At 32.1% G+C, this 14,411-nt stretch carries 14 protein-coding genes; 9 read left to right on the top strand and 5 right to left on the bottom strand.

Going from position 1 to position 14,411, the window contains the following annotated elements:
* Positions 1–1,333, bottom strand: a 1,333-nt coding sequence (locus DESAMIL20_RS02315) for a TolC family protein (protein ID WP_143340228.1), incomplete at its 3' end; no start/stop codon positions are given.
* Positions 1,334–1,649: 316 nt separating this feature from the next.
* Between DESAMIL20_RS02315 and DESAMIL20_RS02310 the strand changes: the two genes are divergently transcribed.
* The 7 genes from DESAMIL20_RS02310 (at position 1,650) to DESAMIL20_RS02280 (ending at position 9,374) form a co-directional block, all read left to right on the top strand.
* A complete protein-coding gene (locus DESAMIL20_RS02310) occupies positions 1,650–2,861 on the top strand; it encodes an SAM-dependent methyltransferase (protein ID WP_158090483.1) in 1,212 nt (403 codons plus the stop codon).
* A gap of 204 nt (positions 2,862–3,065) precedes the next feature.
* Complete coding sequence (locus DESAMIL20_RS02305; RefSeq protein WP_086033197.1) at positions 3,066–3,836, top strand: NRDE family protein; 771 nt, start codon at positions 3,066–3,068, stop codon at positions 3,834–3,836.
* A gap of 123 nt (positions 3,837–3,959) precedes the next feature.
* Positions 3,960–4,628, top strand: a complete 669-nt coding sequence (locus tag DESAMIL20_RS02300) for a YggS family pyridoxal phosphate-dependent enzyme (RefSeq protein ID WP_086033196.1) — start codon at positions 3,960–3,962, stop codon at positions 4,626–4,628.
* Entirely contained in the window at positions 4,612–6,684 is a 2,073-nt protein-coding gene (flhA, locus tag DESAMIL20_RS02295; protein ID WP_204218551.1) for a flagellar biosynthesis protein FlhA, read from the top strand. The genes DESAMIL20_RS02300 and flhA overlap by 17 nt, the downstream gene beginning before the upstream one ends.
* Complete coding sequence (gene flhF, locus DESAMIL20_RS02290; protein ID WP_086033195.1) at positions 6,681–7,868, top strand: flagellar biosynthesis GTPase FlhF; 1,188 nt, start codon at positions 6,681–6,683, stop codon at positions 7,866–7,868. The genes flhA and flhF overlap by 4 nt, the downstream gene beginning before the upstream one ends.
* Complete coding sequence (locus DESAMIL20_RS02285; RefSeq protein ID WP_086033194.1) at positions 7,861–8,709, top strand: MinD/ParA family protein; 849 nt, start codon at positions 7,861–7,863, stop codon at positions 8,707–8,709. The genes flhF and DESAMIL20_RS02285 overlap by 8 nt, the downstream gene beginning before the upstream one ends.
* Before the next feature lie 5 nt (positions 8,710–8,714).
* Positions 8,715–9,374 carry a cytochrome c biogenesis CcdA family protein gene (locus tag DESAMIL20_RS02280; RefSeq protein ID WP_158090482.1) on the top strand — a complete coding sequence of 220 codons (660 nt, stop codon included), beginning with the start codon at positions 8,715–8,717 and terminating at the stop codon, positions 9,372–9,374.
* Here the strand turns inward: DESAMIL20_RS02280 and DESAMIL20_RS02275 are convergent.
* Together DESAMIL20_RS02275 and DESAMIL20_RS02270 are read right to left on the bottom strand one after the other, a co-directional pair.
* On the bottom strand, positions 9,338–10,510 hold the full coding sequence (locus DESAMIL20_RS02275) for a BaiN/RdsA family NAD(P)/FAD-dependent oxidoreductase (protein ID WP_086033192.1): 1,173 nt from the start codon (positions 10,508–10,510) through the stop codon (positions 9,338–9,340). The two genes, DESAMIL20_RS02280 and DESAMIL20_RS02275, sit on opposite strands and share 37 nt — an antisense overlap.
* Positions 10,503–11,327, bottom strand: coding sequence for a menaquinone biosynthesis family protein (locus DESAMIL20_RS02270; RefSeq protein WP_086033191.1), 825 nt, complete (start codon positions 11,325–11,327; stop codon positions 10,503–10,505). Before DESAMIL20_RS02270 ends, DESAMIL20_RS02275 begins: the two co-directional genes overlap by 8 nt.
* Positions 11,328–11,405: 78 nt before the next feature.
* Between DESAMIL20_RS02270 and DESAMIL20_RS02265 the strand changes: the two genes are divergently transcribed.
* The gene (locus DESAMIL20_RS02265) at positions 11,406–12,443 is read left to right on the top strand and encodes a hypothetical protein (protein ID WP_158090481.1); all 1,038 of its coding nucleotides are present in this window, start codon (positions 11,406–11,408) and stop codon (positions 12,441–12,443) included.
* A gap of 2 nt (positions 12,444–12,445) precedes the next feature.
* The gene (locus tag DESAMIL20_RS02260; protein WP_086033189.1) at positions 12,446–12,976 is read left to right on the top strand and encodes a GTP-binding protein; all 531 of its coding nucleotides are present in this window, start codon (positions 12,446–12,448) and stop codon (positions 12,974–12,976) included.
* Here the strand turns inward: DESAMIL20_RS02260 and DESAMIL20_RS02255 are convergent.
* The gene (locus DESAMIL20_RS02255) at positions 12,973–14,010 is read right to left on the bottom strand and encodes a hypothetical protein (RefSeq protein WP_086033188.1); all 1,038 of its coding nucleotides are present in this window, start codon (positions 14,008–14,010) and stop codon (positions 12,973–12,975) included. The genes DESAMIL20_RS02260 and DESAMIL20_RS02255 overlap by 4 nt on opposite strands.
* 10 nt (positions 14,011–14,020) lie before the next feature.
* Positions 14,021–14,386: a roadblock/LC7 domain-containing protein gene (locus DESAMIL20_RS02250; protein ID WP_086033187.1), complete on the bottom strand. Its 366-nt coding sequence runs from the start codon at positions 14,384–14,386 to the stop codon at positions 14,021–14,023.
* Between the last annotated feature and the right edge of the window lie 25 nt (positions 14,387–14,411).

The following is a 14,411-nucleotide window of genomic DNA, read 5'->3' as shown; positions in this document are numbered from 1 at the left end:
ATTTAAACCTAATCAAATAATCAAACTCATCTGACTTTCCAACAGCATTTGCAAGGTTTTCTAGCGCTATGCAGTACCCATATATAGCTCCATAGTAGTTAGACTCAGATTGAGTAAGAAGTGTTCTTGCATCAAGTATGTCTGTGGATGTTGCAAGTTGGTTTAGATAGCGCTCATTGGTTAGCTTATAGTTTTCATTTGCTTCTTTTAGGGCAGTTTGGGATACTGAGATATTGTGGTATGCTACTTCAGCTTGATCGTATGCGTTTAGTATTTGAGTTTTGGACTGTGTTTTTAGATTAGCCAGTTCATTTTCTAGGGCAATCTGTTGTAGCTTTGCGGCTTGTACATCATTTTTTGTTTTACCCCAGTCAAATATATCCCAGTTTGCAATTATGTTTAGGCTATAGATGGAGTTATCGGCGTATGGGTTATTGTTCATATCGAGGTTTTGACCATTGCGGTTGTAGTTTGCCTTTAATTGTACCTGAGGATAATAGCTAGACTCTACCATACCTACTTGAGCTTTGGCTTTGTTAATTGCAAATGATAGTGCTTTAATATCTGGACGGTTGTCTGTTTGAGCATAAAGTGAGTCAAGGGGTGTTTTTAAGTTAACAACATCCGCTACCTGATCAAATGTATGTGTTTTATCAATGGGCTCGTTGAGCAATTGGTTTAGCTGAGCTATAGCGTTTGTTAAGTTAGCATAAGCTTGTTTTAGCTCTTGCTTTGCATTTGAGTAGGCTACTTGTGATTTTAGTAAGTCTACTTTTGGGATAAGACCTTGTTTATAGAAACTTTCTGCGTCTTTTAAGTGTGATTCATACTGGGCAACAGCAAGCTGCCTAGTTTCTAGTATCTTTTGGTTATATAGGACGTTGAAGTAAGCATTTTTTGCATTTGTTATAATTTGGTTTCTTATTACTTCTAGGTTTGCCTGAGAGAATGATTCATTGTACTTTGCATACTTGTACTTGTTCAACAGATAAAAGCCTGTAAATAAAGGCTGTGTTATTGTAACATTCCACTGATAGTTATTAACAGAGCCCATAATCAATTTATTGCCGTTTGCAATCTGGTATGGTGGCTGATCAAGTCTTGTATATGAGTAATTTGTAGATAGGTTTGGCAAAAAGTTTTTAAAAGCACTTTGCTTTGACTCTTTTGAAGACTCATAGAGCGATTCGTACTGCTTTATCTGATAGTTGTTGTTTGAGCTTAAAGACTGCACTTCGCTTAAAGATAAAGCGTAAGAAGTATTTGCAAATAAAGCTAAGACCGATATGGAAAACAGGGTTTTTCTAAGGTGCATGAAAGAACCTCCCTTCATTTTGGTTATTATAATATCACTTATTATTTTGTCAATATATTAATTAATCATTTTTAGGATTTAAGCATTATTAAGAGTTTTTGTGTACCTTTATTAAGCTTTTTCAAGCTAGGCAATTAGCTAAAAAACATACAAGAACGTAAAAAAAAGCAACTTTTAAAAAATGCATCTTTAATAATACTCTTGAAAAATCTTATTTTGGCATACATTATAGACAATAGAAATAAGGTGTGTAAAGAGCTCTTAAATTTTTAGTACTTAAAAAATCTTTTGAATCAAACAAAAGTTTTTGTTTGATTGATCAGGAGGCTTTATCGTGAACACTACAAGAGAGTTTCAAAAATTTATTGAACAGGCTCTTGAAGAAGCAAGCAAGGAAGTTTCTTCACAGATTACCTATTGGGATGGCACAACCAAACATTTTGGGAGTGAACCGCACAAAATAAGTATAAAAATAAATGCTAAAAATGTACTTGAAGATTTATTTAGTGACTTGAGCTTGGGTTTTGGAGAGCACTACGTAAGCCAGAATATTGAAGTAACTGGAAATTTAAAGGATTTGCTGTATCTTGAAAATTTCATAAAAAAGAACAATATAAGGGTACCTGCAAAAACAAAACTTGCCATTGCAGTAAATAAGCTTTCAAATATAAATTCAAAAAAGGGCGCTAAAAAAAATATATCTTACCATTATGACTTGGGCAACGATTTTTTTGGTTTGTTTTTGGATAAAAGCTATACGTATTCTTGCGCTTACTTTAAAACTCCAGATGATAGTTTAGAGACTGCACAAAACAATAAATATGAACTTATATGCAGAAAGATCTACTTAAAAGACAATGATAAAGTTGTAGATGTTGGTTGTGGTTTTGGTGGTTTTTTGATATATGCAGCAAAGAGAAACAATATAAAAGGCTTAGGCTGCACTATATCTAAAAACCAGTATGAATTTGCAAAACAAAGAATAAAAGAGGAAGGCTTAAGCGATAAAATAGAAGTTGTTTATGAAGACTACAGGAACCTAACAGGGACTTTCAACAAATTTGTTTCAATAGGAGCATATGAGCATATTGGGAAAAATTATGCTGATGTGTTTTTTAGCAAACTCAAGGCCATTCTAGAGTCAGGTGCGCTTGGGCTTTTGCATACAATTGGGCATAATGAGCCACTGCCTACTGATCCATGGACGCTTAAGTATATATTTCCCGGCGGATACTTGCCTTCTTTAGAAGAATTGGTTAAAAGACTAAGGAAGAAAAAGTTTTATATTATCGATATAGAAAACCTAAGGCCTCACTACGCCAAAACAATTGAACACTGGATAGAGCATTTTGAAAAAAATATAGGCAAAGTCAAACAGACGTTCGACGAAAAGTTTATTAGAATGTGGAGGTTGTATTTAAATGGTGCCTACGCTTCCTTTAAGTGGGGTGATACTCAACTTTATCAGATAGTCTTTTCAAAAGGCCAAATTCAAATACCTTTATACAGAGGCCAAATATACAATAATTGGAAAGCAAATGTATGAAAAAGATTGTTTATTTGGTTAGAGCCATGTCCATGTTAAGCGTCAGAAAAAAAAGTTTTTGCGTTGAGTTTGCAAAAAATTTTATAGATTACTGCCAAAGAAAGCGCAACTAGACTTATAATAAAACAGTGGGCAGCGGTTTTTTTAGTTATTTGAGCTTATTTGTTTTCAATTGTTATATAAATTTATAGGGTTAAGATACGTATGTGTTTAGTTGTGTTTGCCTTAAACAAAAACCCCAAATACAAACTTATATTAGCAGGCAATAGGGACGAATACTACGCAAGAAAGAGTTTGCCATTTAAGTGGTATAAATCTGAAACTGATGAGTTGCTATCTCCAAGGGATTTGCTTGCACTAGGCAGCTTTTTTGGTATAACAAAAAATGGTAAATTGGTTTTTTTAACAAACTATAGAAATCCTGATTTATTTAAAACTAGCGCACCTTCTAGAGGGCGTATTGTATGGGACTATTTAACTGCTAATGTTGACCCAAAAAGATTTATTAGGAGTACAAATCCTGTTTTATATAATCCATTTAATTTAGTATTTGGCAGTATCGATTGCCTTTACTACTTTTCTAACATTCAAAATCAACTTATGCGAATAAAAAGTGGCTTGCATACCCTAAGTAATAGTTTACTGGATATATCGTGGCCTAAAACAAAGAAAGCCAAAGCTGCATTTGAAAATGACATTCTCTACGCGCAAGACAAAAAATTAATGATAAAACAACTATTTAAAATTTTATACGACGATACAGTATTTGAAGATAGTCTCCCATCTACAGGAATTGATTTAATGCAAGAAAAAATGCTCTCGTCTATATTTGTAAAAAGCAAGAATTACGGTACACAAACTTCTTATGTTTTGCTTATAGACTACAATAATAATGCTGTAGTTATTGAAAAGAACCATATCCTTCAAACAAACAATGAGTTTCATTTCTGTATTAGCCCAAAAGGTGTGACTTGAAAACCGCACCTTTCTGTGGTGAGTAGTAGTGTTCATCGTTTTAATCTTTTTTTTGTTACCCATTGATTCATAAATAATTGACTTATTTTAAAGCAAAAGTATAATCGTAAAAAGGAGTTTTTTATGGAAAATATTTGCAAAAACTTAAAAAAAATAAAGAGCGAAATAGAAAGTTTAAATCCTGATGTCAAATTAATGGCAGTATCAAAAAATTTTAATCTTAGCGTTGTAAAAAAAGCATATGAATGCGGCCAGCGTATCTTTGGTGAAAATAGGATGCAAGAGGCGATTGCAAAAATAGAATTAGCAAAGCAAGATAATTTAGATATCCAGTGGCATTTAATAGGTCATCTGCAATTAAATAAAGCAAAAAAGGCTGCAATGTATTTTGACTATATTGATAGTATGGATAGCTTAGAACTTGCAGATAAACTAAATAATTATGCATTTTCACAAAACAAAATTATAAATATAATGCTTGAAGTTAACATTGCAAATGATCCTAAAAAATTCGGTTTTTTTAAAAATGATGTTTTAGAGGCTACAAGAAGTATAGTTAATTTGAAGAATTTAAAATTGCACGGACTTATGTGTATTGGTCCTCAAGCTGATGAGGTTGAAATCAGAAAAGCTTTTAGAGATATGAAATCGTTGTTTGAAGATTTAAAGAAAAGCTTTTGCCCTGATTTAGCCGAGCTATCAATGGGTATGAGTGATGACTATAAAATCGCTATACAAGAAGGTTCAACTATAATACGTATTGGACGGGGAATTTTTGGAGAAAGAACTTAGTTTAATGGGTCAAATTACTCGCTTTAGCGATTTTCTTATACTAATTGCAGTAATTATAATACTTACGGTTTTAATTGTTCCACTGCCGCCTTTTTTGCTTGATTTTTTTATAACAATTTCGTTTGCTTCTGCACTATTGATATTTTTTGTTAGCATTTATACACAAAGACCACTTGATATATCCACATTTCCTACAATACTTTTGACTGTCACCTTATTTAGACTATCGCTTAGTATTGCAACCACAAGAGCAATTTTGCTACATGGTGCTCAAAGCGCTGACGCAGCAGGTAAATTTATAAAAACTTTCGGTTATTTTGTTGTTGGCGGGAGCTATATTGTCGGCTTTATAATATTTATTATCTTAGTAATAATAAACTTTGTTGTAATAACAAAAGGTGCTGGCAGAGTAGCTGAAGTTGCTGCGCGCTTTACGCTTGATGCTATGCCTGGAAAGCAAATGAGTATAGATGCTGATTTGAATTCTGGCATTCTTACTGAAGTAGAGGCCAAAAAACGCAGGCAAGAAATTACAAAAGAAGCAGATTTTTATGGTGCCATGGATGGTGCAAGCAAGTTTGTAAGAGGCGATGCAATTGCAGGCCTTTTAATAACTTTTATTAACATAATTGGCGGAATAATAATTGGTGTTCTGCAGCACAACATGAATCTATCAGAGGCAGCAAGCAGGTACACGGTGCTTACAATTGGCGATGGCCTTGTGGTACAGTTGCCTGCGCTTATCATATCAACAGCAGCTGGTATTGTTATTACAAAAAGCTCAAGCGAAGAAAGTCTTGCGCCAGACCTAATAAATCAACTTACAAAACAATATAAAGCACTATATCTATCTGCTGCAATACTGGGGATTTTGGCTTTGATTCCAGGCATGCCACATATTAGTTTAATCTTTTTAGCACTGATTTTTGCATATTTGGCATACTCTATTTCTCAAAAGAAAATTCAAGAAAAACTTGAAGAAGAAAAAAACATCCAAGAACAGGCAAAGGCGCCAATTGTTGAAGAAAATATCGAAGAAGCTATGAAAATTAATGTACTTGAACTTGAGATAGGCTATGGCTTGATACATCTAACAGAAGAAGCCGAAGGCGGTAATCTGCTCAATAGAATAAAATTAATGCGGAAGCAACTGGCGTTAGATATTGGCGTAATAATTTCCTCTATCAGGATAAGGGACAATCTCACATTAGATAAAAATGAATATATTTTTTTAATAAAAGGCATTGAAGTTGGTAGATATAAAATTGAACCAGATAGACTCCTTGCTATGTCACCTGCTCCATTAAAACAAATAGAAGGCATTTCTACAAAAGAACCAGCGTTTGGTTTGCAGGCAATATGGATTGAAAAAGAAAAGAAGAATGAAGCAATAGTAGCAGGATACACAGTAGTGGATCCTGTAACGGTAATTATCACGCATATAACCGAGCTTATTAAAAGAAACATTTACGACATATTTACCAGACAAGATGCAAACAAACTGCTTGAAAATCTAAAAGGTGATTACCCCAAAGTTATAGAAGAGTTAGGACAGTATTTATCGCTTGGACAAGTACATAGGATATTAAAAAATCTGCTTAAGGAACAGGTGCCTATTAGAGATTTATTAACAATTTTTGAAACGCTTGCCGACTGGGCACCGCACACTAAGGATTTGGATTTACTAACAGAACATGTAAGAAGTGCCCTAGCCTATCATATTACAAACAAATACAAAAATGAAAACAATGTGTTAAATGTAATACTATTGGGCTCTAGTGTAGAAGGCGTGTTAACTGCAAACATTAAAGAAGAAAATGGTTATTCATATATGAATCTTCCACCAAATATTGGTGATAAGCTTATGCAATCCACACAAAATCAAATTGCAAGAGCCGCAGAAAATGGGATTGAGCCTATAATTGTGACCTCACCAAGAGTCAGAAGGCATTTTAAAGCTTTTCTTGATAAATTCTTCCCAAGGATTATTGTTTTGTCTTACTCAGAAATTGCCAATAATGTAGAAATTAAGACGATAGACACAATTGAATTATGATAATAAAAACATTCGAGGCAAACAATCTTCAAGAAGCTATTAAAAAAATAAAAAAAGAGCTAGGCGAAGAAGCTGTAATTTTATCTACAAGAAAAGTGCGTAAAGGTTCATTTTTTTCTTTTTTTAAAAGAGAGGTTATTGAAGTTACAGCTGCTATCGAGCATCCAGAAAGTACCAAAAAAAAAGATTTTGCTAATTTAATCGAGTCCAAACAAAACGACCAATCCAAACAAGACCTTGAAAAAAAGATACAAGATTTAGAAAATCTGTTAAAAAATGCTACAAAAAATCCCTTACAAGAAGTGGTAGAAAGTATTAAAAGTGACCTAGACAACCTAAAAAGCAGCCTATCATACATGGCAAAAAAAGAAGGTGAGATTGATATTTACAATTTGCCCATTTCTGTTCAAAAGTATTTTAATTTTATGAATGAAAAAGGTATAAACAAAAAATATTCTTTTAAAATATCCAAAGCTCTTTATGATAATTTGTATGCCGAAAAACTCAAAGATGACAACTACACTATTGATTACCTAAGCGTTCTTTTGTCCCAGTTTTTTAAGACAGTAGAGCCAACTGAACAAATAGTCGTATTAACAGGTCCAACCGGTGTGGGCAAAACAACAACTATAGCAAAACTTGCAGCAATAGAAAAGTTAAAAAACAAAAAAAAAGTAAGCATCATAACTACTGACACTTACCGCATAGGCGCCGTTGATCAACTACTTACCTATTCAAAAATTATGGAAATACCTATGCAGGTATGTCTTGGAAGAGATGATTTACAAAAAGCCATAAATGAATTTAGTGGTTATGACAAAATTTTTATTGATACAGTTGGTCGAAGTCAAAAAGATATTAAGCGTCTTGAAGAATCATTTAGTTTATTTAATGATCAAAATGGTATGCATATCAGTTTAGTTTTAGCTTTAAATACTAAAGAAGAAGACTGTATGGAAATTTATGGTAAATTTTCTAGACTCAAGATTGATAGTTTGTTACTTACTAAATTAGACGAAACAAATACACCTGGCACAATGCTTAATTTTGCTGTTAAAACAAAAAAACCCATTTCTTACATTAGTTTTGGACAAGATGTGCCAGATGATCTCGTAAAAGCAGACCCTTTTGGTATATCTTCATTTATTATCAAAAAAGCAAAAATAGAGGGTGAAAATGAATGATCAGGCTAAAAAGTTGAGAGAATTGGTGGATACTAACAAAAAAAACCAAAAAGTCATAGCTGTCTCTAGCGGCAAAGGCGGTGTAGGAAAAACAAGTATAACTTCAAATATGGCTGTTGCGTTAAGCAATATCAACAAAAAAGTAATACTGCTTGATGGCGATTTAGGCCTTGCAAATGTAGATATTGTTTTAGGCGTAAAAACAAATTACAGCATAATTGATGTAATAAATAAATCAAAAAGATTAGAAGAAATTATAGTGGATTATAACCAAAATCTAAAAATTATACCAGCTGGTAGTGGCATAGAAGACATATCAAATGTTTCAGAAAATGACTTAATTGATTTGATGGATAAACTTAATGAACTAGCAAGCCAAACAGACGTGTTGTTGATAGACACAGGCGCTGGAATATCAAAAAAAGTCATGACATTGCTTAAAAATGCGATAGATATAGTTATTGTGGCTACACCTGAGCCTACTTCAATTGCCGATGCTTATGCAACAATTAAGATATTAACTCTAAACTACAAACGCAAAGATATAAAAATGTTTATAAATATGGCAAAAGATAAACAAGAGGCACAAAATGTTTTTAATAACATGAATAATATATGTGAGAAATTCTTAAATACAAAACTTGAAATGGCAAGCTATAGTGTGTTTGATAAAACTCTACCAAACTCAATTAAAAGCCAAAAACCAATTATTCAGTACTATCCAGACTCAAGTTTTTCTATTTCTATAAAAAGGCTTATAAATTACTTTTTCTCTCAAAATATTAAACTTATTGACAATCCAATCAAAATGTTTTTTAATAATCTATTTGGGAGGATGTGATGTATTTGAGTGCCTTTTTGGGTGGTATTTTATCTTTTATTAGTCCATGCATTTTACCATTAATACCAATTTATATTTCATATATTTCTGGTGTTACCATAAAAGAGCTTAAAAACTCCAAGGACAAAAATGTATACAAAAAGGCTATTATAAACTCTATAGCATTTGTATTGGGCTTTAGCGTAATTTTTACACTAATGGGAACAAGTGCAAGCTACATTGGCACTTTAATAGTTACAAATAAGATTTTGCTGGCAAAAATCTCGGGTATTTTAATAATAATATTTGGAATTTTTTATATATTAAAAATCGACTTTATTTACAAATTTTTGCGCATTGATGTAAAAATAAAAAGTGTTAATCTGTTAACATCTTTTGTAATTGGTATTTTATTCGCATTTGGCTGGAGCCCCTGCGTGGGTCCAATTTTATCATCAATACTTGTAATTGCAGCAAATACTGCTAGCCTCTCAGAAGGCGCAATGTTACTTTTTATATACTCACTGGGTCTTGGCATACCGTTTCTTTTGGCTTCTGTATTTATGGGCTTCTTTGTAAACTCATTCAATTTTTTAAAGACAAATTTAGTTACTTATATTATGAGCGTATTTTTAATATCAGTAGGTTTTTATATGTTTTTTAATGGCAGGCTTCCAAGTTTTTGAGAAACAAGATAACCTGTAGAAAATGCTGCTTGTATATTAAATCCGCCAATTGTACCAGCAATATCTAACACTTCACCGCAGAAATACAAACCCTTAACCAGCTTTGAAGCACAGGATTTTGGATCAACTTCTCTCAAAGATACTCCACCTTTTGTTACAAAAGCTCTTTCGAAACCACATAATTCTACAGTAACTTTATAATTAAATATCAAGTTCAATAATAAATTCAAATCTTTTTTGGAGACTTCTAATATTTTTTTCTTGATAAATGGTATTTTTTCTGACATATTTTCTGCGAACCTTTTTGGTAAATATTTTTTAATGATAGATTTTAAATTCTTATTTTCATCATTTAGATCTTTTAGCAAATGTTCCTTATCATTTCCTAAAAAATTGATATAAATTTTATCACCATTTTTTGTGTAACATGATAAATCTAAAATAGTTGGGCCACTCAAACCAAAATGGGTAAATAATAAATTTCCACTAAATATTTTATTTTTGTATTTAATTTCAACATTATCTAAAGATATGCCATCTAAATTTTTGAATAAATCATCTTTAATACAAAATGGTGTTTCAAAAGGTTGTGTAGGAGCGATGTTATGTCCAAAGGACTTTGCAAAATTATAACCATCTGCGCAAGCACCTAGTTTTGGGTAGCTCAAGCCACCTGTTGCAATAACAATATTTTTAGCCTCATAAATACTTTTCGTAGTATGCACAAAAAAATGTTTGTTTTGTTCAATTTTAGTTACCCTTTCATATTCATGTATTTGCGCTTTTCTACCTATAATGTAGTTTTTTATCCTTTTTACAAATTCTTCTCCATTTGAATTACTTAAAAATACTTTAGTGTTTTCAATCTGTGTTTTCAAACCAAGTTTGCTTACAAAATCAATCAGCTCTTCTCTAAAAAAAACCCCAAAGGCATCTCTTAAAAAATTCCCATTTGGAATATAAGCTTTTATAAAATCATCTAAATCTGCAAGATTTGTGAGGTTTACGCGAGAATTACCAGCTACGGATAACTTCTTGCCTATTCTTTGCTTATCTAAAACTAATGTATCCTTATTACAAAAACAGGCACAAGCAAGACCGCTTGTGCCACCACCAATAATAATTGCGTTATACAAGTGTTATTTTAACTTTCTTTTTAATTAAACCTGCGTAATAGGATTCATCCAACAAAAGCTGAGATGCTTTTATGCCATTTTCCCCCATATCTACAGTAAGTTTATTTACATACATACCAATAAATTGATCTGCCAGTGACTCTTGCATTCCTCTTGCAAATTGCAATGCGTATTTTACTGCTTCACTTCTATGCTCTAGAGAATACAAAATACTTTTTTGCAATATATCTGATATTAAACTTTTTTCTTCTAATGACTTTTTTATTGCATTAACACCCAAAGGCAGGGGTAATTTTGTTTTTTCAAACCACCATTTACCTAAATCAAAGATATTTTCTAACCCAGATTCTTTAAAAGTAAGTTGGCCCTCGTGAATTATAAGGCCAGCTTGGGCATCACCATTTATTACATGATCAAATACTTTGTTGAATGGCACAACGAGAGTATCTAGATCTTTACCAAGCAGCAATTGTAATTCTAAAAATGCACTCGTGTAAACTCCAGGTATTGCTATTTTAGACTTTTTAAGTTCATCTAAAGACATTTGTTTTTTTGCTACTATGATGGGACCGTATTTAAAACCCATGCTAGCACCGCTTTTTAGTATATCGTATTTGTCTTCAATTAATGGGTATGCTGCCAAAGAAATAGCTGTAATATCATATACACCATTAAGTGCTTTTTCATTTAATGTTTGGATATCACTTAAAACCTGATCAAACTCGTAGCCATGTGTCTCTATTGCCTTGATATTTAATGCATAAAACATAAAAGCATCATCTGAATCTGGGCTATGTGCCAGTGTTAGTTTCTTCATCTTACCTCCTTTTTTAGTTATTATAACACAAATATTTTTTTTATCAATTTTTTAACAATTTTCTTGACTTCAGTGGTTATGTTATATAAAATCATTCATAAGATGCAAAAAGAATTAGAAAAAACCAAAAAAGCTTATTTAGTAATAGATGATGATTTGCTTGCAAAAATCTTACAGTATATGCTTAGTGCTGATGGATGGTCTGTGGAATGGGTTGATGACCCACGCCAAATAAAGGATGACATAATAAACTATAATTTTATCATTATTGGAAACCACAAAGGTGTTACAACAAAAGTAAAACTTGCTGAAGCTTTCTTAGAAAAAATAAATACTAGCAATTTAGGGCCAGGTTTTGTTAGGCCATCTATTGTCATTTTAAAAGATGACTTAGACATTATACCAAACGGTAAAGATATAATAGCTATTTCATATCCATCTTTCCATAAAGAAATATTTACAGCTATCTTAAATATTGATAACAAACTAAAAACATTAGAAAAAATAACATTTGATAATTATAAAGAAGTTAGACTGGGTGAATTTTTAAATTCCATTAGAAGCAATCAAAAAATTAGTTTTTTAGTTGATAATAAACTGCTAAAGATTCTTATAGTAGGCAGCGAGATAAATTTCTTACACTCTGATTTTAATAATTTTTACGATATATTCAATTATTCAAGCCTTTATGTTTCTCAAGATATAATAGAAATATCAGATTTATCAAGTATATCGAATGAAAATACCCCTCGCATTAGTTTAAAATACTTTGTTTGGGAAGGTATAAAAAATATTACGAATAAAGATCACTTAATGGCACTTTTACCTAAAGATAGAGGTATTATAAATGTAAAAGCACCGTTATATGCTGTAAAAAGTTCCTTATTACCTGGTAGCAATTTAGATATAGAGTGGTTAACAAATAATTCTGATATAAGCCTTGACAAAATAATGAGACGCTACAACTATGACATAAAAGTTTTGCAAAACATTGTAATTATGTATATCCTGCGTATAATCGATTTATCTTCGGATCAAGATGCAAATGTAAAATTTGACGTAAAAATTAAAAAAGGTGTTTTACATAAGATATTAGATAAAATTAGAGGTTTGTAGAAATGGCAATTTACAAAATTATTGTAACAGGAAGTTTTAATTCAGGTAAAACAGAATTCATAAAATGTGTTAGCGAAATCGATCCTATTACTACAGATAAGCCCGTTACAGAAAGTGGATTAAAAGAAATAAAAAATTTTACCACTGTAGCTATAGATTTTGGAATAATAACTATAGATAAGGATATTATAATACACATTTATGCAACACCCGGTCAACAACGCTTTAAGTTTATTTACGATATTTTGGAAAAAAATGCTCTGGCAATTATAGTACTAGGTGACATAACCAGCGAAGAATCTGTTTCAAACATGTATAAATACTACCGCGAATTTATGAAAATTAAAAGACTGCCAGCTGTATTTGCTCTTACCAAAAAAGACCTACCAAATAGCATAGAAGATGAAACCATAAAGTCATTGCTTTCAAATAAACCGCAAGAAATACCTCTCATTAAAATTTCAAATAAAAATAAAGAGGAAGTAAAGCAAGCTATATTGCTTGCTTTAGAGCAGTTAATTGAAGAAGATTAATCTTTAAAACCAACTCTCAAAGCGCCCCAATGTTTTTGATTTATTATTATTGGCATAGAAATATCGTACATGATTTTTCCTAAATCTCGAGGATAGATCTGAAACAAAATAGGGTCTGTGTTTTTTGCAGCTGCAAACCCTGTTGGGTCGTTAAAGATACGCATTGAACGGTTCCCTGCAAGATCTTTTTTATAATCGCCTGTAAGGGGCTTGTCATAGATAGAGTTATGTGCTGGTAAGTAGCCGTTTTCATCAACCAAAACCACAAAGACAAATTTTTTATTCATACTTAGCACTTCATCTTCAATAGGCTGTATGTATGTTTTTATAAAATTAGTAAATTTAGTTTTGTATTTTTGTGGATTTGTATTTTCTATAGGTACATAGTTTCTGTCCCAAAGGTCTTCTTCTGTTATTTTGCCATCTTTTAGAGCATTTTCTATTGTAATTTGCACCCTTTCAGCTGACGATTTTAAAATTTCATAAGTAATTTTAAAAATTTCATCTTCTTCAAAAATAAAACTCATAATGCATCTTTCAGGCTCTTTTTTCATGTAGCCTTTTTCTTCTTTTTTCATTTTTGGTGTTAAAAATGAAAGTGTATTTTTTGCCAAAACATCTAGATATGTAGAAAAAAGTGGAGGATATGGACATACGCTTGTATCAACTGGCCCACCGCCTACGCCAACTGGACAAAACATACAGGAATCTTTTCTGATAGTAACCGTTGCAATCATTCTGGAATCTTCTTGCGAGACAGATACGTTATAATGATTGGCAAACAAAAGATACTCGTTTAAGGCATCCATTGCTTTGTTTATATTAATGTCTAAACTCTCTTGCATGCTAAATTTTGGGAGTAATTTTTTGTACATTTGGTGTAATACAAGCCTTTGCGCCGTAGCTTTCATAGCAGGCACTATAATAGCTTGGTTCATTATCCCTAAATCGTAAGAAGATCCAACAAGCGATGCCCAAAAAACATGAGCACCACTTAGCTTCTCTAAACGCTCTTTTTTATCTTCATCGCTCATTACACACCTCTTAATACATTAATTCTTTGAGTTTTTTTGAGGTATTTTTAATATCTAAGTAAAGCAATCCTAACTTAACATCTGATCTAGCAAGAACAATCAAAACTGCTTCACTGCCAGCTGATGTCAATATAATATAGCCTTTGTCTCCTTTTACGGTAACCTGCTCTGGCACGCCTTTTTCTAATTCATCCACAGCTCTTTCACCTAACGTTAGCAATGCAGCAGACATAGCAGCAACCCTGTCTTCATCGAAATTAGCAGGCAATTGGGAGCTTATCATTAAACCATCTGAGCTAACTAAAGCTGAACCCTCAATTTGAGGATTAAGTCTAACTAATTCAGCCAATTGTGCGTTAAGATCCTCTTCTTTCATTATTAACCTCCAATGTAATTTTTTA

This window comes from Desulfurella amilsii (assembly GCF_002119425.1).
Classification (GTDB): Bacteria; Campylobacterota_A; Desulfurellia; order Desulfurellales; family Desulfurellaceae; genus Desulfurella; species Desulfurella amilsii.
This window is presented reverse-complemented; position numbering and strand designations above follow the sequence as displayed.

Excerpts from the sequence above, each read along its gene's own strand:
- DESAMIL20_RS02305 (WP_086033197.1), top strand. The coding sequence starts at position 3,066 with ATGTGTTTAGTTGTGTTTGCCTTAAACAAAAACCCCAAATACAAACTT.
- DESAMIL20_RS02300 (WP_086033196.1), top strand. The coding sequence starts at position 3,960 with ATGGAAAATATTTGCAAAAACTTAAAAAAAATAAAGAGCGAAATAGAA.
- flhF (WP_086033195.1), top strand. The coding sequence starts at position 6,681 with ATGATAATAAAAACATTCGAGGCAAACAATCTTCAAGAAGCTATTAAA.
- DESAMIL20_RS02285 (WP_086033194.1), top strand. The coding sequence starts at position 7,861 with ATGAATGATCAGGCTAAAAAGTTGAGAGAATTGGTGGATACTAACAAA.
- DESAMIL20_RS02270 (WP_086033191.1), bottom strand. The coding sequence starts at position 11,327 with ATGAAGAAACTAACACTGGCACATAGCCCAGATTCAGATGATGCTTTT.
- DESAMIL20_RS02265 (WP_158090481.1), top strand. The coding sequence starts at position 11,406 with ATGTTATATAAAATCATTCATAAGATGCAAAAAGAATTAGAAAAAACC.
- DESAMIL20_RS02260 (WP_086033189.1), top strand. The coding sequence starts at position 12,446 with ATGGCAATTTACAAAATTATTGTAACAGGAAGTTTTAATTCAGGTAAA.
- DESAMIL20_RS02255 (WP_086033188.1), bottom strand. The coding sequence starts at position 14,010 with ATGAGCGATGAAGATAAAAAAGAGCGTTTAGAGAAGCTAAGTGGTGCT.
- DESAMIL20_RS02250 (WP_086033187.1), bottom strand. The coding sequence starts at position 14,386 with ATGAAAGAAGAGGATCTTAACGCACAATTGGCTGAATTAGTTAGACTT.